Annotated in this window: 20 protein-coding genes; 10 read left to right on the top strand and 10 right to left on the bottom strand. The window is 71.7% G+C overall.

The window, feature by feature from the left end; all coding sequences use genetic code 11:
• Window positions 1-33: 33 nt before the first annotated feature.
• Window positions 34-858, top strand: coding sequence for a tyrosinase MelC2 (gene melC2, locus ACZ6KY_RS21190; RefSeq protein WP_469311823.1), 825 nt, complete (start codon window positions 34-36; stop codon window positions 856-858).
• 216 nt (window positions 859-1,074) lie between these two features.
• On the opposite strand, the gene ACZ6KY_RS21185 is transcribed toward melC2, so the two are convergent.
• Window positions 1,075-1,800 (bottom strand): ribonuclease H family protein, encoded by a 726-nt coding sequence (locus tag ACZ6KY_RS21185; protein ID WP_469311822.1) that lies wholly within the window; start codon window positions 1,798-1,800, stop codon window positions 1,075-1,077.
• Between the two features lie 219 nt (window positions 1,801-2,019).
• Entirely contained in the window at window positions 2,020-2,817 is a 798-nt protein-coding gene (locus tag ACZ6KY_RS21180; protein ID WP_469311821.1) for a VOC family protein, read from the bottom strand.
• A gap of 141 nt (window positions 2,818-2,958) precedes the next feature.
• Here ACZ6KY_RS21180 and ACZ6KY_RS21175 point away from each other — a divergent pair, with 141 nt between their 5' ends.
• On the top strand, window positions 2,959-3,975 hold the full coding sequence (locus tag ACZ6KY_RS21175; protein ID WP_469311868.1) for a zinc-binding alcohol dehydrogenase family protein: 1,017 nt from the start codon (window positions 2,959-2,961) through the stop codon (window positions 3,973-3,975).
• 88 nt (window positions 3,976-4,063) lie between these two features.
• Here the strand turns inward: ACZ6KY_RS21175 and ACZ6KY_RS21170 are convergent, their stop codons facing one another.
• On the bottom strand, window positions 4,064-4,546 hold the full coding sequence (locus ACZ6KY_RS21170; RefSeq protein WP_469311820.1) for a VOC family protein: 483 nt from the start codon (window positions 4,544-4,546) through the stop codon (window positions 4,064-4,066).
• Between the two features lie 223 nt (window positions 4,547-4,769).
• On the opposite strand from ACZ6KY_RS21170, the gene ACZ6KY_RS21165 reads away from it, so the two are divergent.
• From ACZ6KY_RS21165 to ACZ6KY_RS21150, 4 genes are all read left to right on the top strand, one after another.
• The gene (locus tag ACZ6KY_RS21165) at window positions 4,770-5,969 is read left to right on the top strand and encodes an epoxide hydrolase family protein (RefSeq protein WP_469311819.1); all 1,200 of its coding nucleotides are present in this window, start codon (window positions 4,770-4,772) and stop codon (window positions 5,967-5,969) included.
• 175 nt (window positions 5,970-6,144) lie between these two features.
• Window positions 6,145-6,576: a BP74-related protein gene (locus tag ACZ6KY_RS21160; protein WP_469311818.1), complete on the top strand. Its 432-nt coding sequence runs from the start codon at window positions 6,145-6,147 to the stop codon at window positions 6,574-6,576.
• 462 nt (window positions 6,577-7,038) lie between these two features.
• A complete protein-coding gene (locus ACZ6KY_RS21155) occupies window positions 7,039-7,692 on the top strand; it encodes an ATP-dependent Clp protease proteolytic subunit (protein ID WP_469311817.1) in 654 nt (217 codons plus the stop codon).
• 1 nt (window position 7,693) lies between these two features.
• Complete coding sequence (locus tag ACZ6KY_RS21150; protein WP_469311816.1) at window positions 7,694-8,296, top strand: ClpP family protease; 603 nt, start codon at window positions 7,694-7,696, stop codon at window positions 8,294-8,296.
• A 42-nt stretch (window positions 8,297-8,338) separates the two neighbouring features.
• Here ACZ6KY_RS21150 and ACZ6KY_RS21145 read toward each other — a convergent pair whose 3' ends face one another.
• Together ACZ6KY_RS21145 and ACZ6KY_RS21140 are read right to left on the bottom strand one after the other, a co-directional pair.
• Window positions 8,339-8,821 (bottom strand): helix-turn-helix domain-containing protein, encoded by a 483-nt coding sequence (locus ACZ6KY_RS21145; protein ID WP_469311815.1) that lies wholly within the window; start codon window positions 8,819-8,821, stop codon window positions 8,339-8,341.
• Window positions 8,822-8,900: 79 nt separating this feature from the next.
• Window positions 8,901-10,217 carry a DUF6777 domain-containing protein gene (locus ACZ6KY_RS21140; RefSeq protein ID WP_469311814.1) on the bottom strand — a complete coding sequence of 439 codons (1,317 nt, stop codon included), beginning with the start codon at window positions 10,215-10,217 and terminating at the stop codon, window positions 8,901-8,903.
• A gap of 162 nt (window positions 10,218-10,379) precedes the next feature.
• Here ACZ6KY_RS21140 and ACZ6KY_RS21135 point away from each other — a divergent pair, with 162 nt between their 5' ends.
• A complete protein-coding gene (locus tag ACZ6KY_RS21135) occupies window positions 10,380-11,675 on the top strand; it encodes a streptophobe family protein (RefSeq protein ID WP_469311813.1) in 1,296 nt (431 codons plus the stop codon).
• A gap of 103 nt (window positions 11,676-11,778) precedes the next feature.
• Here ACZ6KY_RS21135 and ACZ6KY_RS21130 read toward each other — a convergent pair whose 3' ends face one another.
• The 4 genes from ACZ6KY_RS21130 to ACZ6KY_RS21115 all read right to left on the bottom strand — a co-directional run bounded on the left by ACZ6KY_RS21130 (window position 11,779) and on the right by ACZ6KY_RS21115 (window position 16,350).
• On the bottom strand, window positions 11,779-12,774 hold the full coding sequence (locus tag ACZ6KY_RS21130; protein ID WP_469311812.1) for a serine/threonine-protein kinase: 996 nt from the start codon (window positions 12,772-12,774) through the stop codon (window positions 11,779-11,781).
• A gap of 34 nt (window positions 12,775-12,808) precedes the next feature.
• The gene (locus ACZ6KY_RS21125; RefSeq protein ID WP_469311811.1) at window positions 12,809-13,522 is read right to left on the bottom strand and encodes a hypothetical protein; all 714 of its coding nucleotides are present in this window, start codon (window positions 13,520-13,522) and stop codon (window positions 12,809-12,811) included.
• Between the two features lie 6 nt (window positions 13,523-13,528).
• Window positions 13,529-15,871: an ABC transporter ATP-binding protein/permease gene (locus tag ACZ6KY_RS21120; RefSeq protein WP_469311810.1), complete on the bottom strand. Its 2,343-nt coding sequence runs from the start codon at window positions 15,869-15,871 to the stop codon at window positions 13,529-13,531.
• Between the two features lie 68 nt (window positions 15,872-15,939).
• Window positions 15,940-16,350: a hypothetical protein gene (locus ACZ6KY_RS21115; RefSeq protein WP_469311809.1), complete on the bottom strand. Its 411-nt coding sequence runs from the start codon at window positions 16,348-16,350 to the stop codon at window positions 15,940-15,942.
• Between the two features lie 359 nt (window positions 16,351-16,709).
• On the opposite strand from ACZ6KY_RS21115, the gene ACZ6KY_RS21110 reads away from it, so the two are divergent.
• On the top strand, window positions 16,710-17,087 hold the full coding sequence (locus tag ACZ6KY_RS21110; protein ID WP_469311867.1) for a nuclear transport factor 2 family protein: 378 nt from the start codon (window positions 16,710-16,712) through the stop codon (window positions 17,085-17,087).
• Between the two features lie 103 nt (window positions 17,088-17,190).
• On the top strand, window positions 17,191-17,478 hold the full coding sequence (locus ACZ6KY_RS21105) for a DUF1905 domain-containing protein (RefSeq protein ID WP_469311808.1): 288 nt from the start codon (window positions 17,191-17,193) through the stop codon (window positions 17,476-17,478).
• A 187-nt stretch (window positions 17,479-17,665) separates the two neighbouring features.
• Here the strand turns inward: ACZ6KY_RS21105 and mgrA are convergent, their stop codons facing one another.
• Window positions 17,666-18,658, bottom strand: coding sequence for an L-glyceraldehyde 3-phosphate reductase (gene mgrA, locus ACZ6KY_RS21100; RefSeq protein ID WP_469311807.1), 993 nt, complete (start codon window positions 18,656-18,658; stop codon window positions 17,666-17,668).
• Window positions 18,659-18,803: 145 nt separating this feature from the next.
• On the opposite strand from mgrA, the gene ACZ6KY_RS21095 reads away from it, so the two are divergent.
• Window positions 18,804-19,697, top strand: a complete 894-nt coding sequence (locus tag ACZ6KY_RS21095) for a LysR family transcriptional regulator (RefSeq protein ID WP_469311806.1) — start codon at window positions 18,804-18,806, stop codon at window positions 19,695-19,697.
• Window positions 19,698-19,975: the final 278 nt, after the last annotated feature.

Below are 19,975 nucleotides of genomic sequence, written 5' to 3'. Positions count from 1 at the left end.
ACCACCCAGCAAGCAGATCGTGGAGTCCCGCACATGACCGTACGCAAGAACCAGGCGAGCCTGACCGCCGACGAGAAGCGGCGCTTCGTCGACGCGCTGATCCAGCTCAAGCGCAGTGGAAAGTACGACGCCTTGGTCACGACGCACAACGCCTTCATCATGGGCGACACCGACAACGGCGAGCGCACGGGCCACCGTTCACCGTCGTTCCTGCCCTGGCACCGCAGGTTCCTTCTCGAGTTCGAGCGGGCCCTGCAGTCCGTGGACTCCTCGGTGGCGCTGCCCTACTGGGACTGGAGCAGCGACCGCACGGCGCGCTCGTCGCTGTGGGCGCCCGACTTCCTCGGCGGCACCGGACGCAGTCTGGACGGCCGGGTGATGGACGGGCCGTTCGCCGCCGCGTCCGGCAACTGGCCGATCAACGTCCGCGTCGACAGCCGGACTTATCTGCGCAGATCGCTCGGCGACGGGGTCCGGGAACTGCCGACCCGCGCCGAGGTGGAGTCCGTGCTCGCCATGGCGACGTACGACATGGCGCCCTGGAACAGCGCCTCGGACGGTTTCCGCAATCACCTCGAAGGCTGGCGGGGCGTCAATCTGCACAACCGGGTGCATGTCTGGGTGGGCGGTCAGATGGGCACCGGCGTATCCCCCAACGACCCGGTGTTCTGGCTCCACCACGCCTTCATAGACAAGCTGTGGGCCGAGTGGCAGCGCCGTCACCCCGGCTCCGGCTATCTGCCGCTCGCGGGCACCCCGGACGTCGTCGACCTCGACGAGACGATGAAGCCGTGGAACGACACCCGGCCGGCCGATCTGCTCGACCACACCGCGTTCTACACGTTCGACACGGCCTGATCCCGGCCGCGCCCGTGACCGGCGGACCCTTTCGCGGGCCGACCGGTCATCGGCAGCCCGGCAGGCACGGGATCACCAACGTCACGGGACGCCCGCGGCACGGCGAGTCTGCGTCACGGGACACCCGCAGCGCGGCGATGCCTGCGGCGCGGGGACGCTCGCGGCACGGGAACACCCGCGGCCCAGGGACACTCACGTCTCGGGGACGCCGGAGCGTCAGGCGCCGCCCGGCTCCTCGGTGCGGCACTCCGGGTGACCCCAGCCCTGGGCGTTCTTGGCGATGAGCTCGCCGGCGGCGTACGAACGGCCGCACACGCAACGGCCGTTGAACTTGGCCTTGATGGTGCGGCTCGACGTGCCCGGCCGGCTCGCCCCGCCCTGACCGGACCCCTTGGACGCGGGACGGCGGCGGGCCGCTCCGGAGGAGACCGGGGTGTCGGGTGACGCGGGCGGCTCCGGGGACCCGAGGTCGCTGCCCGCGGGCTGCTGCACGACCGCGGCCTGGCTGGCGGCACGGTCGGCGAAGTCGTTCAGCCGGTCGCCGTCGACCTGGTGGGCGGGGACGTAGCGGAACTCCACCGTGCGGCCGGTGAGCAGTTCGTCGATACGGGCGACCAGTTCCTGGTTGGCGACGGGCTTGCCCGCGGCCGTCTTCCAGCCCTTGCGCTTCCAGCCGGGCAGCCACGTCGTGACGGCCTTCATCGCGTACTGGGAGTCCATCCGGATCTCCAGCGGAACGTCCGGCGCGATCGCCGTCAACAGGCGTTCCAGCGCGGTCAGTTCGGCGACGTTGTTGGTCGCCGTGCCCAGCGGTCCCGATTCCCAGCGGGTCGGGGTCTCGTCCCCGTCGGCGACGACCCAGGCCCATCCGGCGGGTCCCGGGTTTCCCTTCGAAGCCCCGTCACAGGCGGCCACAACGCGTTCAGGCATGGCCCCGATCATGCCACGCCCCGGCGGGGACACCGCGCACGGGCCGCGGGGCGGGCGCACCCCGCGGACCCCGCGGCGGCCGGCGGGCGCGGGCCGTGACGGTGCGGCGCCACCCCGCCGGCGACCGGGACGGCGCCACGCCGCCGATGGCCGGTGACCGGCGGAAGGCGCGCGTCGCGCGTGCCGGGGAGGCTGTCTGCTCGCGTGCCGCCCGTGCGCGGGAGTCCGTCGTCAGGACACGTCCGCCATCTCGGGCATCTCGCCCTCGGTCGTCTTCATGTCGATGACGGAGAACGACGCGCCCTGCGGGTCGCTCAGCGCGGCGAACCGGCCGAACGGGCTGTCCATCGGCCCGAAACGCAGGACCGCACCGCGCTCGGTCGCCTTCGCCACCGCCGCGTCGCAGTTCTCGACGGCGAAGTAGACGTTGACGTACGACGGCACCTCGGGCGGGAAGTCGTCCGTCATCTTCATCCGGCCGAGGACCGGCTTCCCGTCGAGGTTGAAGACGCGGAAGTCGACGGCGTCGTCGCGCACCTGCTGGGCGGTGAAGGGGAAGACGGCCGGGAAGAACGCGTCGGACTTCTCCGTGTCGCGGGTGAAGACCTCGGCCCAGGCGTACGCGCCGGGCTCACCGATCGACGCGAAGCCCTCGTGGACGCCCGCCTGCCAGACGCCGAAGACGGCCCCGCCGGGGTCCCGGGCCAGCGTCATGGTGCCGAACTCGCCGACCTGCATCGGTTCCATCAGCACCTCACCGCCCTGGTCCTTGATCTTCGCGGCGGTCGCGGCGGCATCCGGCGAGGCGAAGTACAGGCACCAGGCGGACTGGCCCTCCTGCCCCGGCATCGGTGGCACGACGGCGGCCACCGCCTTGCCGTTGGAGAAGGCCTGCGTGTAGTTGCCGTACTCCGAGGACGCCTCGCCGAACGTCCAGCCGAGCACGTCCCCGTAGAAACTCTTGGCCCCTTCGACATCGCTGAACATCGCGTCCGCCCAGCAGGGCGTTCCTTCAGGCTGTACGGCCATGACCCGACCTTCTCCTGTCCGGTGAACGGTTGCGCTGTTCACGCTAGCCAGCCATCGCGCGGGCCGCGCGCCGAAGCGCGGGCGCTGCACGACACTGGAGAACGGGCCGACCTGGCCGTCGACGGGACGGGGCACGGGATGATGCGGGCGTGGGAAGTGATCCGGCCGGGGCCGATCGAGGGGGAGCCGCTGCGCCTCGTCCAGAGACCGGTGCCGACGCCCGGACCCGACGAACTCCTGGTGCACGTCCGCGCCTGCGGGGTGTGCCGCACCGATCTGCACGTCGGTGAGGGCGACCTGCCCGTGCACCGCCCCGCGGTGACACCGGGCCACGAGGTCGTCGGCGTGGTGGAGGGGACCGGCGGCGGGGTGAGCGGCTTCGCCACCGGCGACCGGGTGGGGGTCGCCTGGCTTCGCCGTACGGACGGCACCTGCGGGTACTGCGTACGAGGGGCCGAGAACCTCTGTCCGGCGTCCGAGTACACCGGCTGGGACGCCGACGGCGGTTACGCGGAGTACACGACGGTGCCGGCCGCCTTCGCCTACCGGCTGCCCGACGACGTCGACGACATCGCCCTGGCGCCGCTGCTGTGCGCGGGCATCATCGGCTACCGGGCGCTGCGCAGGGCCGCGCTGCCGCGGGGTGGCCGGCTCGGCCTGTACGGCTTCGGCGGCAGCGCCCACCTGTGCGCGCAGCTCGCGCTCGCCGAGGGCGCCACCGTGCACGTACTGACGCGGGATCCGGCCGCGCGACGGCTGGCTCTGGACCTGGGGGCCGCGTCCGCCCGTGGGGCGTACGACGAGCCGCCCGAGCCGCTGGACAGCGCGATCCTGTTCGCGCCGGTCGGCGATCTGGTCCCGGTCGCCCTGCGGGCACTGGACCGGGGCGGCGTCCTGTCGGTCGCGGGCATCCATCTGAGCGACGTCCCGCCACTGCGCTACGAGAGCGACCTGTTCTACGAGAAGGAGCTGCGCAGCGTCACCTCCAACACGCGTGAGGACGGCAGGGACTTCCTGGCCCTCGCGGCCCGCCACGGCATCCGTGCCACGACGCACGCCTATCCGCTGGAGCGGGCGCCGGCGGCCCTGCGGGATCTCAAGGCGGGCCGCTTCGACGGGGCGGCCGTACTGGTGAACGACCTCCCGCCGACGAGCTGAGCGCGCGGGCGCGCCGCCGCCGTGCGTGGACGGACCCAGGCGTGTGCCGCGGTGGTGTCCGCCCGGCCGCGCGCGGGACGCGGGTCGGCTACTCCCCCGCGAACACCTTCTCCAGGGCCGCGATGTCCAGTTTGGACATCTGGAGCATCGCGTGGAACGTGCGGCCCGCCTTCTCCTGGTCCGGGTCGCCGATCAGGTCGATGAGCCGGACGGGGACGACCTGCCAGGAGAGTCCGTACTTGTCCTTGAGCCAGCCGCAGGGACCCGCCGCGCCGCCGTCGTCGATGAACCTGCTCCAGTAGTGGTCCACCTCTTCCTGGTCGGCGCAGTCGATCTGGAAGGAGATCGCCTCGTCGAACGTGAACTGCGGGCCTCCGTTGAGCGCGACGAACTTCTGGCCGTTGGCCACGAACTCTGCGGCCAGCACCGAACCTGCGGGGCCCGGCCCGGCCTCGGTGTAGCGGCCGATCCTGCCGAGCCTGGAGTTCTTGAAGACCGAGACGTAGTAGTTGGCGGCCTCCTCGGCCTGGCCGTCGAACCACAGACAGGTGGTGAAACCGTCGGCGGGCATGTGTACCTCCTCGGGCGGGAACATCGTCACTTCTGTCGACTGATCCTCGTCCGAAAACTCATCTGCCGCGCGCGCACGAACTCACCCGCGACGGCCCGGGGTCACCTCCTCCCAGGCCCGGCCGCAGGGGTACTTGCGGCCGGTAGCACCGATCCCCCAGACCTGCCGGCACCAGGGAAAACCGCTGCCGGACGCCCCGCCCGCCGAGTTAGCATCCGCGGACATGACCTTCACCGACACACCGGGCGTCCGTCCGTTCCGTATCGACTTCCCGCAGAGCGACCTGGACGATCTGCACCGACGCCTCGACCGCACCCGCTGGCCCGACGAACTGCCGGGAGTGGGCTGGGCCCGCGGAGTCCCGAAGGACTACCTCCAGGATCTCGTACGGTACTGGCGGTACACCTACGACTGGCGCGCGGCCGAGGAACGCCTCAACGCGTGGCCTCAGTTCACCACCGAGATCGACGGCGCGCGTGTGCACTTCGCGCACATCCGCTCGCCGGAACCCGGGGCGACCCCGCTGATCATGACGCACGGCTGGCCCGGGTCGATCGTCGAATTCACGGATGTCGTCGGGCCGTTGACCGATCCGCGCGCGTACGGCGGCGATCCGGCCGACGCCTTTCACCTGGTCGTGCCGAGCATTCCCGGATTCGGGCTCTCGGGGCCGACGCGGGACACCGGCTGGGAGTTCACCCGGGTGGCCGCCGCGTTCGCCGAGCTGATGGGGCGACTCGGCTACCGGCGCTACGGCGCGCAGGGCGGGGACTGGGGCGGGGCCGTCTCGCGCGAGCTGGGACGCGCCTACCCCGACCGGGTGACCGGCGTCCACCTCAACCTGCTGCCCGGTGCGTACGCCGTCACCGAGCCGACGGCCGAGGAACTGGCCGCGCTGACCCCGGACGAGCGCGAGCGCACCCTCGTCTCCTGGCGGCGGGGCCAGGAATGGAACCGCGAGGAAGCGGGATACGCCGCGCTCCAGTCGACACGGCCGCAGACGCTCGCGTACGCCCTCACGGACTCTCCGGTCGGTCAACTCGCCTGGATCGCCGAGAAGTTCCGCCAGTGGACGGACTCGGAGGACCATCCCGAGGACGCCGTGGACCGGGATCTGCTGCTGACGAACGTGATGCTGTACTGGCTTACCGGCACGGCCGGTTCGTCCGCGCGGATCTACTACGAGCGCGCCCACGCCGCCTATCGGGGCGCACCGCCCGAACCGTCGACCGCCCCGACCGCGCTCGCCGTCTTCCCCGGGGAGAACTTCGTCGCGCTGCGCCATGTCGCGGAACGCGCCGACACGATCGTCCGCTGGACCGAGTTCGACCGGGGCGGCCACTTCGCCGCGATGGAGGAACCGGATCTGCTGGTCGCCGACATCCGGGCGTTCTTCCGCCAACTCGGCCGCCCGCCCGGGTGAGAGCGGTCATCGCGCGCGCTCCAGCTCCGGGTGCGGGTCGGAGTGAGCTCCGGGTGCCGTCGAAGATCTTGAAGAGCCAGGTTCCGAGTGTGATCGTTTACTTAGAATAGTCAGTCGGCTACGTTGCGTGATGTACGGTCGTGAGCGTCACGACCCCAGGCACGGAGCTGCCCTCATGCGACGAATCACCACCCGGATCGGCACCCTCGCGGTCACCGCCCTGCTCGCCCTGGCCACGGGTCAGAGCGGACAGGCCGGCGCCGCCGGCGATGCCGCCTACTTCAACATGCGAGACATCACCGGCCACAACTTCGTCATCGAGATCACCAGGCCGGAGGTCATCAAGGAAGCCCGCGAGATCGTCGCGAACGGGGACCGCAAGATCGTCATCGGCCGGATCATCAAGCGCGCGGCCAGCTACAACCCCACGTGGGACTTCCACTACAACCCGGACACCATCAGCTTCGCCGACGGGGCCATCGAGGTCTGCGACGCCACCATCCCCTACGTCGAGGACCACCTGGACGAAGCCGGCGGGCCCTTCCTCCCCGGCCTCTACTGGTGCCCCTGGACCGGCCGCCTCACCGAAGAGGTTTCCGCGCCCTAATCCTGCCCTGTGCTTTCCGGCTTCGAACGATGATGCCGCCGAGGGGTCTCCATCCGACGCACGCCCGCGACAGGACAGCGGCCCGCGGCCGGCTCAGCAGGACGCCGGGAGTTGAGGACGGGCCGCACGGGACTCTCCGTGCGGCCCGTCGCCCTCGGACTCAGCGAGCGAACGCGACGGGTACCGCCCGGTGAGGTCGAGTCGATCCTCGGTGCCGCGGGGTCCGCCGCGGCCGAAGGCCGAGCAGACGGTCCCGGGCTCGGTCGGCACACCCGGGGAAATCAATCGGTGCCCCCGGCGAACACGACGCCTTCCTCACGGAGCCTGCTCGTGCCCGGTAAACGGTGTTCGCGCTCTGCCGCCAGCGAATCTGCTGCGGGCCGAGAAAGCCGGACCGCCACCGCCACCGGACCGAGAGTGGAGTCAGCGGCGACGCCCGCCGCGTCACGACCAGGAGGAACCATGACTCCCCTCATCACCGGCCGGGATCCGGCCCGCGCACCGCGGGCCGAGGAGGGCGACACCCCCGCGACCCGGTTCGACGACCATCTGGCCGCGCAGTTGCTCGCCCAGCGGATCGTCCTGCTCGGCACCCAGGTCGACGAGGTCTCCGCGAACCGGGTGTGCGCCCAACTGCTCGTGCTCTCCGCCGAGGACGCGCGCACCGACATCAGTCTGTACATCAACAGCCCGGGCGGATCGGTGACCGCGGGCCTCGCCATCTACGACACCATGCGGCTGATCCCCAACGACGTCTCCACCCTCGCGATGGGATTCGCCGCGAGCATGGGGCAGTTCCTGCTCAGCGTGGGGTCGCGCGGCAAGCGCTTCGCGCTGCCGAACGCGCGGATCATGATGCACCAGCCGTCCGCGGGCATCGGCGGCACCACCGCCGACATCGAGATCCAGGCGCAGAACCACGAGTTCACCAAGCGGGCCATCGAACGGATCACCGCGGAACACACCGGCCAGAGCGAGGAGACGATCTCCAGGGACGGCGACCGCGACCGCTGGTTCACGGCCGAACAGGCCAAGGAGTACGGCATGGTGGACCGGGTCGTGGAGTCGCTCGACGATGTCCGCCCGGCCGCGTCACGACGACGGACGGGACTCTGACATGGGTACGTACACGATCCCGAACGTCGTCGAGCGGACCCCGCAGGGCGAGCGGTCGTACGACGTCTTCAGCCGGCTGCTCTCCGAGCGGATCATCTTTCTCGGCACGGAGATCGACGACGGTGTCGCCAACGTCGTCATCGCGCAACTCCTCCACCTGGAGTCGTCGAGTCCGGAGAGCGAGATCGCGATCTACATCAACTCGCCCGGCGGCTCGTTCACTTCGCTGATGGCGATCTACGACACGATGACCTTCGTGCAGGCGCCGATCTCGACGTTCTGCGTCGGGCAGGCCGCCTCCACGGCCGCGGTGCTGCTGGCCGGTGGCGATCCCGGACGGCGGTTCGTCCTGGAGCACGCGCGCGTGCTGCTCGGCCAGCCGGCGAGCGGCGGACGCCAGGGCACGGTGTCGGACCTCACCCTCCAGGCCAAGGAGATGCTGCGGATCCGCTCGCAGGTCGAGGAGGTCCTGTCCCGGCACACCCACCACGACGTCGCCACGCTGCGCGCGGACATGGACCGCGACAAGATCTTCACCGCGCAGGAGGCGGTGGCGTACGGGCTCGCGGACGAGATCCTGAGCCGACGGCTCGCCGTGCTCTGACCTCCAGGTCGCCCCCGGGTCACCCCCGGGGGCCGGCCTGGGTCAGGCGGCGAGGCACATGCCGTCGTACCGGGAGGTCGGGGCCGAACGGGAGCGGCCCTGGTGGGACTCGGCCCGGGTGTGCAGGGTCAGCTCCCGCTGGGCCAGCGACAGCAGCTCGGTGAGGCCGAGACCGAGGGCGCGCGCGGCGGCCGCGAGGACCTCGGAGGAGGCCTCCTTGCGGCCGCGCTCCACCTCGGAGAGGTAGGGCATGGAGATACGGGCCGCGTCGGCCACGTCCTTGAGCGTGCGCTCCTGGGCCAGGCGTTCACGCCGCAGGACGTCGCCGACCAGGTCGCGCCACAACGGCTCCTTGCCCCTGGGAGCGGGAGCCGCGGGGGTTGTCGGTCCCCGGTGCGGCGCGAGGACCGGCGGACGCGGTGCCCGGGCAGGGGCGTCGGCCACCGCCTGGGTCCGGAAGGGCTCCCGTGCTGCCGCCGGGCGCAGGGGGATGACGTGGGCTTCGTTCGGCGCGTGGTTGCTCACCCCTTCAGCCTAGAAGCGCCGGGCCGTACGGGAAGGGACCGGCGTTCCGCTCTCGGTGAAGCGACGGAACGCCGTTGGCCTATGCGGAGGGGGTGACCGCTGAGGAGGCCGCCGACTGCGTCGTCAGATCGGAGGACGCCGAACCGGACGCCGGGGCCGATTCCGTCGCGGTCGACGGGGGCTCGCTGGACGGGGGCTCCGGATGCGCCGAGGACGGCGAGGAGGACGACGGCGGGGAGGACGAAGACGGGCTCTCGGACGACGGCGAGGCCGAGGCCGAGGCCGACGGGCAGGGACCGCCGGACGCCGACTTCTTGTCGCCGGGCGAGGAGCACGGCGAAGCGGAGCCCGAGACACTGACCGACGGCGAGGGATTCACCGGGGGATGCGTCTTCTTGTCGTGGTGCACGTTGTCGCCCCGGTGCCGGGCGATCCACTCGTTGTTGTCCGGGTCGAAGATCACGAACACGTTGATGATCGTCGTCGAGGGCGCGACGACCACGACGTTCTGCGAGCGGTACGACGGCCACGAGTCGCCGGTCGGCTTGGGGGTTCCCTGCTGCGGGACCGGCGTGAGCAGCGGGTTGCCGCACGCGCAGCGCACCCGGGGCACACCGCGGGCGTCCACGAGGACGGCGGTGCCGGCCTGGAAGACCGCCTGGTAGCTGGTGGGGGCGCCGTTGCGGTAACCGTGGTTGGTGACGCGGGTGTCCATGCGCAGCTGTACGGGCGTCAGGGAGCGCAGATACGCGGGGACCGCGTCCGGCTGGATGCCTTCCACCGAGGCGAACGCCTTGTTCTTCGCGGGGTCCGCCCGGAGCGCGCTGACCTGCTTCTCCACATCGCAGCTGGCCACGTCGCGGGTGCCGCCGTAGAGGCCGGGCGCGTCACCGCTGACGGCGCGGGTCGCGTTGGCGGGCGCCGACTGGGCCGGCGTCGCGGGGGTCTGGGGCGCGGTGGAACTGTCGTTGGCGGTCGACTCGGTGAACGGGTCGGGCCCCGTCTTGTCCGCGGACTGCAGGAAGACCTCACTGCCGGTGTTCTTGGACCCGCCGCCGCTGTTCGTGAAGACCAGGCCCAGGATCACCGCCGCCGCCACGACACCGGTGATCAGTGCTACCCGCGGCGCGGACCGCCACCAGGGCCGCTCGGGTCCGTTGCCCGGTCGGCCGGACCCGCCGGCTCCACCGCCGGGCCCGGACGGACCATCCGTACCACCACCGCCTGTACCGCCGCCTCCCGTACCGCCGGCTCCGCTTCCCCCGCCGGACGCGCCGCTGGGCGGTCCGGCGGGCGGGCGGTTTACGGGCTGGGTCGGGCTCGGCTGCGACGGGCCCGACAGCGGGCCCGAAGGGGGTCCGGTGGGACGGCCGGAGGACGGCGGTTCGACGCTCACGAGCTCTTCTTCCCGATGGAGGGATGCAGCGGCACCCAGGCGCTTCGCACCGCTTTCTTCCACAGCGAACCCATTGTGTGCCCCGGTCCGCCGGTGCCCGCAAGCCGACGCGGTCGGCCCTCCCGAGGGGCGGACGGTGTCGGCGCTGCTTAGCGTGGCAGCGTGAGTCCCCAGACACCGTCCGCCCAGCCGGTCGACAGCAGCGGTGCGCGTCCTGCCGCCCGTCACGGCTGGGTCCAGGCCCTCGTGGCCGTACTGGCCGGGCTGGTCGTCATGGGGGTGGTCGCCGCGCTCGGACTGTGGGCGTCCGGCGCCACCGACCTTCCCGACAACGCCTATCCGCGGGTGGTCGCGGCCACCGTCGTCACGGCGGTCGGCGGCACCATCGGGTTCACCGGCGACGCGGGGGCCATCGCCCAGACCAAGGCGGGCCTGACGGTGATTCCGCTGTCGGTGACCCTGGCCGGAGCGCTGGTGCTCGGGGCGGGATTCCTGCGGCCGCTGCGGCACCGCGCCGTCGCCGGGGCGACGGAACTGGCCGGCTGGGCCGGACGGCTCCTCGTCCTGTGGCTGCTCGCCCTGATCGGGCTGGCGCTCGCGGCCCGCCAGAACTTCACCGTCGACCTCGGGAACGGCACCATCGGCGCCATCGGCGACCTGTTCGGCGCAACGCCCGAGGTGGGATTCAAGGCCGCCGTGGCACAGACACTGGTCTTCGGAGTGCTGTGGCTCGCGGGTGTGTTCGTGATCGCGCTGCTGGTCTCGCGGGGCGCGCCGCTCCCCGCCCGGCTGCTGCGCTTCCAGGAATCGGTGCGCCCGGCCGCGTACGCCATGGTGGTCCTGCTGCTCACCTGCGTCGGCCTCGGTGTGGTCATCGGACTGGTGGTGGCGGCGACCCGCGGACATCCGGCCGAGACGTTCGCCGTGATGCTCCTCGGCCTTCCCAACGTCGTCTGGCTCGCTTTCACCATCGGGCTGGGCGCCACCTGGAACGGCCGGGTGGACGGGCCGTTCGGGCTGCCCATGCCGCATCTGCTCGACGAGGTGCTGCGCACTCCGGACGTCTCCGCGGTCAACCTCGGCACCCTCGCCGACCACGACGGCAGGATCTGGTGGCTGGTGGCCGTCGACGCCGTCCTGCTGCTCGGGGCGGCGTTCCTGATGGCGGCCCGCTCACCGGCCCGGGTGCGCGCCTGGCAGCACGCCGTCCACATGGCGGTCGCGCTCGCGCTGACGGTGCTCATGATCTGTCTGCTCGGCCGGATCTCGGCGCACTACGGCCTGTCGATCCTCGGTCTCGGCGACGTCGGCGGCGGTCTGAAGGGGGAGCTCTTCCTGAAACCGCAGGTGTGGGGCGCCCTCGGCTTCGCCGTGCTGTGGGGGCTGGTCACCGGTTTCCTGGGCGCGCTGCTCGCGAAGGGTGTCCGGCGCAGGGGTGAGGTCAAGTCCTCCGGCTGAGGCCGGGCGCGCGCGGGGCGCCTCGGTGGGAGACCGCCCGAGGACACCGGGCCCGGCGGACGCGGTGCGATCCCTCGGAGTCGACGGACATGGTGCGCTCGTGTCAGTGCCGGAACACCGGCCGGGCCCAGGCGGGCGGCTCCGGAGGCGGCCCGGGAGGACCCGCTGTGGCCTCGGCGTCCGTCGGCGACCCGCCGCCTCCCGTCACCGGACCGCGTGCGGCGATCCGCAGCGCGCTGACGAAGGCCAGGCACGAGTCGTAGCGGTCGTCGGGGCTCTTGGACAGCGCCTTCGCGAGGACGGCGTCGACGGCGTCCGGGATGTCGGGGCGCTTGGTCGTCAGGGCCGGCGGCTGGTCGTACTGGTGGGCCCACAGCAGCGCCATGTCGTCGTCGCGCTGGAAGGGCGGCTTGCCGGCCATCGTCTCGTAGACGACACAGGCGAGGCTGTAGACGTCGCAGCGGCCGTCGACCGGTTTGCCGGAGATCTGCTCCGGCGCCACGTAGTCCAGCGTGCCGACGAACTGTCCGACGCTCGTGAACCCGGTCAGTGACAGGGACTTCTTGGTCAGCCCGAAGTCCGTGAGATAGACGTGTTCGGGGTGGTCGCTGTCGGTGCCCTGGGCGACCAGGATGTTGCCGGGTTTCACGTCCCGGTGCACCAGGCCGTGGTCGTGGGCCGCGTCGAGCGCCGAGGCGACCTGGAGGGCGATCCGGGCGGCCACCGTGACCGGCAACGGCCCCTCGCGGTCGAGGAGATGACGCAGGTCGCGACCGGCGACGTAGCGCATGGCGATGTAGAGGACACCGTCCGTCTCGCCCGCCTCGAAGACCGGCACGATGTGCGGGTGGTCGATCGCGGCGGCCACCCGTGACTCGTGGGTGAAGCGGCCGCGGAAGGTGTCGTTGCGGGCGAGTTCCGGGGCGAGCAGCTTGAGGGCGACCGTGCGGTCCAGACGCAGGTCCTTGGCCTGGTAGACGACGGCCATCCCGCCGCGCCCGATCTCCCGCTCGATCCGGTAGCCGGCGATCTGTTGTCCGATGAGATCGGAGGGCCGCCCCGAGAACACGCTCATGTCGCGCCGGAAGTCCTCGCCCATCAGCCGTCACCCCGGTCGCGCCCGGCGCGGCCCATCAGTCCTCGCCCCGGTCGTCACCGTCGAAGGTGACCAGGCGGGTGGGTTCGTGTCCGCCGGGAGGTCCGCCGGGAGGGACTTCCCTCACGATCCGCGTCGGGTCCGCCGCGTGCTCGTGCGCCTTCCCCGGCCCCGGCCCCGGCTCCCTGTCCCGGTCCCGCTCCGGGCCCCGGTCACGCTCCGGCTCCTGTTCCTGGGACTGCCCCGCCGTCCGGGGTCGTACGGCCCCGGGGGTGCGCTCGGCGGCGAAGGTGCTCAGCCGCGTCCCGTCGCAGTACACCCAGCGCTCGTGCTCGCCGTCGTACAGCCACAGCGACTCGCCGTCGACGACCACCCCGATCCGGTTGCCCTGTGTCCGGGCCCGGAAGGTCTCGGCCTCGAGCTGCCCGGACGCCAGTTCCTCGGCGGCCTTCCTGTACTCGGAGAGCGCCTCCTCGACCCGGGCCAGCAGCGGGCGCGGATCGGCCGTGCGGGCGAGTGGCCGGGTAGCCGCGGGCGGTACCTGCGGTACGGCGATCAGCAGGCGCCCGTCGACCCAGGCCGACCAGCCGTTCGCGCAGACGACCCGCCCCCAGTCCCCGAGCCGGTCGACGAGCTCGACCGGCAGCAGCGCGTCGAGGGGGGCGGTGGGCCTGGACGGGTCCGGCGACTCCCAGGCCGGCAGCCCGTCCTGCGGAACGACATGCGTCGGGCGGAAGTCGGGACTCGTCATCGGCCGCTACTTCCGCATGACCGCGGGCTCGTGGCGCCGCAGCAGCCGGGCCACCAGCCAGCCGAAGACGACGGAGAGCACGATCAGCATCCCCATGTTGAGGAGCCAGACGCCGGTCGAGTGCCGGAAGAGCGGGTCACCGGTCAGCTCGCCGGGGACGATCCGGGCGAGGCCGATGGTCCCGGCCATCGCGCCCAGGGCCCACCGGGAGGGCACCAGCCAGGACAGCTGCTCGATGCCGGGCACGCCGTTCAGCTTCAGCAGGGCGCCGCAGAACACCACCTGGACGATCGCCAGCAGCACCAGCAGCGGCATCGTCACCTCCTCCTTGTGCACCACGGCGGAGACGAGGAGGCCGAGCATCATCGCGGTGAAGGCGAGCAGGGCCACGGCCAGCGTGATCTCCACGAGTGGTGGCATCAGTACGCCTTTGCCGCCGGGGGCGTTGAGGTCGACGCCGAACAGGGCGACGAGGGTGAGCACGATGGCCTGGAGCACGGTGATGGTGCCGAGGACGACGACCTTGGACATCAGGTACGCCGATCTGGACAGGCCGACGGCCCGTTCTCGCTGGTAGATCGTCCGTTCCTTGACGAGTTCCCGCACCGCGTTGGCCGCGCCGGTCAGTACGCCGCCGACGCACAGGATGAGCAGCGCGTTCATCGCCGTGTCCCGGGTGAGCTTGCCGCCGGCCAGCGCCCGCGCCATCGCGCCCATCACGAACGGCAGGGCGATCATGATGGCGAGGAAGGTCCGGTCGGCACCCAGCGCGGCCGCGTACCGGCGGACCAGGGTGCGGAGCTGGGAGCCCCAGCTCTGGGCCTTGGGCGGCGGTCCGACGAGCGCTCCGGTGGCCGCGTCCGGCATCCTCGGCTGCGAGGTGGACTTGTCGATGTACTGGCGATGGAACGGCGAGTCGCGGTACTCCCCCGCCCAGTCCCGGTCCGTGTCGCGCTCGAAGGCCTCGAACGCCTCGGGCCACTGCCGGTAGCCGAAGAAGGCCAGGGTGTCGTCGGGCGGCCCGTAGTAGGCGACCTTGCCGCCGGGCGCGAGGACCAGGAGCCGGTCGCAGACGTCCAGGCTGAGCACGCTGTGGGTGACCACGATGACCGTACGGCCGTCGTCGGCGAGGCCGCGCAGCATGTGCATCACCGAGCGGTCCATGCCGGGGTCGAGACCGGAGGTCGGCTCGTCGAGGAAGAGCAGCGACGGCTTGGTCAGCAGCTCCAGGGCCACGCTGACGCGCTTGCGCTGTCCGCCCGACAGGCTGTGGATGGGCTGGTCCGCGCGCTGTTCCAGGCCCAGCTCGCCGATCACCTCGTCGACCCGCGCCAGGCGCTCCTCCTTGGCCGTGTCCTGCGGAAAGCGCAGTTCGGCGGCGTAGGTGAGGGCGCGGCGGACGGTCAGCTGGGCGTGCAGGATGTCGTCCTGCGGGACGAGGCCGATGCGCTGGCGCAGTTCGGCGTAGTCGCGGTAGAGGTCACGGCCGTCGTAGAGCACCGTGCCGTGGTCGGCGGGCCGCTGTCCGGTGAGCGCGTTCAGGAGCGTGGACTTTCCGGCGCCGCTCGGGCCGACGACGGCGAGCAGACATTTCTCGCCGACGGGAAACGACACCTGGTCCAGGAGTGTCTTGCGGCCCTTGTCCACCTCGACGGTGAGGTCCTGCACGTCGAGGGAGACCTCGCCGCTGTCGACGTACTCCTGGAGCTGGTCGCCGACGAGACAGAACGCGGAGTGCCCGATGCCGACGATGTCACCCGGTGTGACCGGGGCGCTCTCGACCGGCTGGCCGTTGAGGAACGTGCCGTTGTGGCTGCCGAGGTCGACGATCTCGTACGTCCCGTCGGGCCGGGCCCGCAGCTCCGCGTGGTTCCGGGAGACGATCAGGTCGTCGATGACCAGGTCGTTGTCGGCGCCGCGGCCGATGCGGACGGTGCGGGAGGGCAGCGGCCGTACGGTGGTCGGCTGCCTGAAGGTGCCGGTGGTGGCCGGCATGGAGACGGCCGAGGGGCGCTCCGCGGCAGGTGGCGGGCGGCGGACGAGGACGGCGCGCGGGCCGTCGGCGGGACTCCCGAAGCGGATGACGCTGCCGGGTCCGACGCCCCATTCGTGGACGCGCCGGCCGTCGGCGTACGTGCCGTTCGTACTGTTCTCGTCCTCCAGCGTCCAGTGATCGGCCTGGGGCCGCAGCACCGCGTGGTGCCAGGAGACCCGGACGTCGTCGATCACGACGTCGCACAGGGGATCGCGCCCGACGTGGTAGTCGTGGTTCGGACTCATGACCGTCGAGCCCGCCTCGGTTTCGAGGACGAGCTCGGGTGCAGTCGCCGCGACCGGCCTCTGTGCCATGCCAGAATTCTAACGATTCGCCCACATGTGCGCCTGATCAGCGTTACGCGGCCGGAGCGCCCGAACGGTCAGGCGGCGGAGATGCCGAGCACCGCGGCGGTGCGGTGCATGCGCAGCGCGTCCACCGATTCCGCGAGCAGTTCGTATTCGGTGGTGTCGTCGTTGGTGGAGACGCGAACGAGCTTTCCCGCGGCCAACTCCTCGGCGACCAGCTCCTGTTGCCCGGAGTCACCGCACCAGGCGCGCAGCATCGTCGGGACGTCGGGGACGCCCTCCCCCACCGGCGCGATGGAGTTGGGCGGAAAGGTCGGGTCCTCCGGCTGCGGATCGAGCCGTTCGGCCATCCAGGCCGCCCGGTCCCGCATCCACCACAGGGCCAGCGCGAGGGTCGGCGCGCGATAGGTGCCTAAGGGAACGCCGACTCGCTGACCGCCGCAGATGCCGTACGCGGTGACATGGCACAGGAATTCGTCGTGCACGATCTTCCCCCATTGGCGTCGCTCGTCGCCGGTCCGGCCTCACTTTCCCTGCGGCTCGTATGCGGTGCACCGTGCTGGTGCACGGGCGTGGCTGAATTGCCCTACTGATTGAGTATCGTCACTACTGACACACTGTCACCATGTGATTCCAGCCAGTCTCTTGGCATATTCACCGCCGGGTTTGGCCGAAACGGCACCGCCCGCGTCCCGGGCCTCCTGGCCCGCGGCCTTACCCCGCAGGTAATCGACGCTTCGAGCGGCGCCCGCCAGGGTGGCCGTATCGCATCCCGGAGCGGCAACTCCGGCTCGGGATACGGACCTTGACCATGGATACGTTCCTCGATGGAGGCTGGTTCACCATGTCCGCGAACACCGACCGCTACGAGACCGCCGTCACCCGCTACTTCGAGGCCTGGAACGCGCGCGGAGGGGACACGCTGACGAAGGCGGTGGCCGCCGCCTGGACCGCGGACGGCACGTACACCGACCCGCTCGCCGACGTCCGCGGGCACGAGCGGATCGCGGCCGTGATCACCGCGGCGCACGAGCGGTTCCCCGGCTTCGCCTTCCGCCCGCTGGGCGCGGTCGACGGCCACCACGACACGGTCCGGTTCGGCTGGGAGCTGGTCGACGGGACGGACGGCTCGGCGCCCGTCGCCGGATGCGACGTGATCGTCCTGGACGGCGAGGGCCGGATCCGGAGCGTGCACGGATTCCTGGACCGCGTCCCGGCCTGAGCCCAGGGGCGGCGCCCGACCGCTCGCGATGAGTTTCCCCTCTCCCGGTGGTCTCTTGAAGAGGACGACCATCGGATGGCGGCCACCGGACCGGGAGGACCACATGAGCACGGCGAGCAGGCTCGACACGGAATTCACCGCGGTGCTGCGGAAGAGCCCCGCGAAAGGCGGCTGGACGTACGTGGTCTGGCCCGAGTCCGTCGCCTTCTTCGGAACCCGGGGACTGGTCAAGGTCAGCGGCACGATCGACGGCCGCCCCTTCCGCAGCTCGTTCATGGCACTCGGCGACGGCACCCACAAGCTGCCGGTCAAGGCCGATGTGCGCAAGGCGATCGGGAAGGAGGAGGGCGACACGGTGACCGTACGCCTGGAGGAACGGATCACCGGGTAGTGGCCGGCGCGGCTGGGGTGTCCCCGCCGATGGGACGCCGGCGCCGGTGAGGCGTCCGCGCCGGTGGGCCGTTACGGTGGCCGCCGCCCGCGAGGTCCCCGAGGCGGACGGCCGCCCCGGGGACCTCGGCGAAGGCCCGCGGGCCCACCCGTCGCCGTACGTCCTGGTCCTCCTCGGCCGAACGGTCCTACGGGGTGACCACGGCGTCGATCCGGGCGAGCTCGTCCTCGGTGAAGTCCAGGTTGCCGATGGCCGCGACGCTGTCCTCCAGCTGCCGCGGGCTGCTCGCGCCGATCAGGGCGGAGGTGACCCGGCCGCCGCGCAGCACCCAGGCCAGCGCGAGCTGGGCCAGCGACTGACCGCGGGACTTGGCGATCTCGTCAAGGGTGCGCAGCCGGCCCACGAGATCCTCGGTGACCTTGTCCGCGCTCAGGAACGGGCTGTCGCTCGCGGCCCGCGAGTCCTCCGGGATGCCGTCGAGGTAGCGGCCGGTGAGCAGGCCCTGCTCCAGCGGCGAGTACGCGATGGAGCCCACCTGGAGCTCGTCGAGCGCGTCCAGGACGCCCTCCTCCTCGGGACGGCGGTCGAGCATGGAGTAGCGCGGCTGGTGGATGAGCAGCGGGGTGCCCAGCTCGGCCAGGATCCGGGCGGCGTCGCGGGTCTGCTCCGCCGAGTAGTTCGAGACGCCGACGTACAGCGCCTTGCCCTGCTGGACCGCCGAGTGCAGGGCGCCCATCGTCTCCTCCAGGGGAGTCTCCGGGTCGGGGCGGTGCGAGTAGAAGATGTCGACGTAGTCGAGGCCCATCCGGCCCAGACTCTGGTCGAGCGAGGACAGCAGGTACTTGCGCGAGCCCCATTCGCCGTACGGGCCCGGCCACATCAGGTATCCGGCCTTGGTCGAGACGATCAGCTCGTCGCGGTGGTGCGCGAAGTCGGCCTTCAGGGCGTCACCGAGGGCGGACTCGGCGGCACCGGGCGGCGGGCCGTAGTTGTTCGCCAGGTCGAAGTGCGTGACGCCGAGATCGAAGGCGCGGCGCAGGATCGCGCGCTGGACGTCCACGGGCCGGTCGGGGCCGAAGTTGTGCCACAGGCCGAGCGACAGCGCGGGAAGCTTCAGGCCGCTGCGTCCGGTGCGCCGGTAGGGCATGTCCGCGTAACGGTCGGGGTGTGGGGTGTACAACGCGTACTCCTGGGGGCCGGGGAAACAGGCTTCCACTCTCGCGCGCCCCAGGGGCAGCGGTCCAACGGGAGGATCGGATGGCATTGAGCGATCCGGCTTCTCAATGGGGCCTGCGCCCTCACCAGGGCCCTTACCCTTGTGCCTCATGGAACTGCGCCATCTTCAGCACTTCGTCGCCGTCGCCGAGGACCGGCACTTCACCCGGGCGGCGGAACGGCTGATGGTGTCGCAGTCGGGCCTGTCGTCGTCGATCCGCGCGCTGGAGCGGGAGCTTCAGGCGCCGCTGTTCGTCCGTACGACCCGCCGGGTCACCCTCACGGAGGCCGGTCGCGCGCTGCTCGTCGAGGCGGAGCGGATCCTCGCCCAGGTGCGTTCGGCGCACGACGCCGTGGCCGCCGTGCAGGGCGTGCTGCGCGGCACTCTGTCCCTCGGCACCGAACAGTGCATCGCGGGCGTGCACTGCGCGAAGCTGCTCGCCGCGTTCCGGCGGCGCCATCCGGACGTGGAGATCCGGCTGCGGCAGGCGGGTTCCGAAGCCCTGGCGGAGGAGGTCGCGGCGGGCCGTCTGGACCTGGCCTTCGCCGTGCGGACGCGGGCCGACTCCGAGCATCTGCGGTCGGTTCCGCTGGCCGGTGAGCCGATGACCGTGCTCTGTCACCCGGAGCACCGGCTCGCGACCGCCGCCGTGGTGACGCCCGAGGAACTGGGCGAGGAGGCCTTCGTCGACTTCCACCCCGACTGGGGTCCGCGGCGCACCACCGACGCGGCGTTCACGGCGGCGGGCGTGCAGCGGACGGTGACCCTGGAGGTCAACGACGTCCACAGCCTTCTGGAGCTCGTCCACGAGGGCCTCGGAATCGCCGTCGTACCACGCCACTTCGGCCTCAAGCGCGAGGCCCGCGCTCTGACCGCGCTCCCCTTCAAGGGTCCCGTCGAAGGGTCGTACGAGACCGTCGCCATGCTCCCGCCCCCGGAGGCCACGAGCCCGGCCGCGCGGGCCCTGATGACGCTCCTCGACACCTCCCGGGAAGGCGTCTGAGCCCGCCGGGACCAGCGGCCGACGCGCGAAGCGACCGCGTCGCGCGGCAGCCGGGCGAGGCGTCGCGGAGGCGCGCGAACCCCGGGCGGGGCCTCACGGACGCGCGGACGCCCCTTCGCGGGCGCCGCTGAGGCAAATACCGCGAGCCCTTGCGTGTCGCGGTGGGCGGAGGTGTCCCCACCTCCGCGCGTCGCTGTGCCGGCTGCGGCGCACGCCAGCCCGCGGGTGCGGCAGGTGACGCGCAGACCAGCCCGCGACTGCGGCGGGTGTCGCGCACG

This window comes from Streptomyces sp. NPDC042002 (assembly GCF_055588305.1).
Note: the sequence above shows the minus strand (reverse complement) of the source record. Positions and strands in the feature narration are given on the sequence as shown.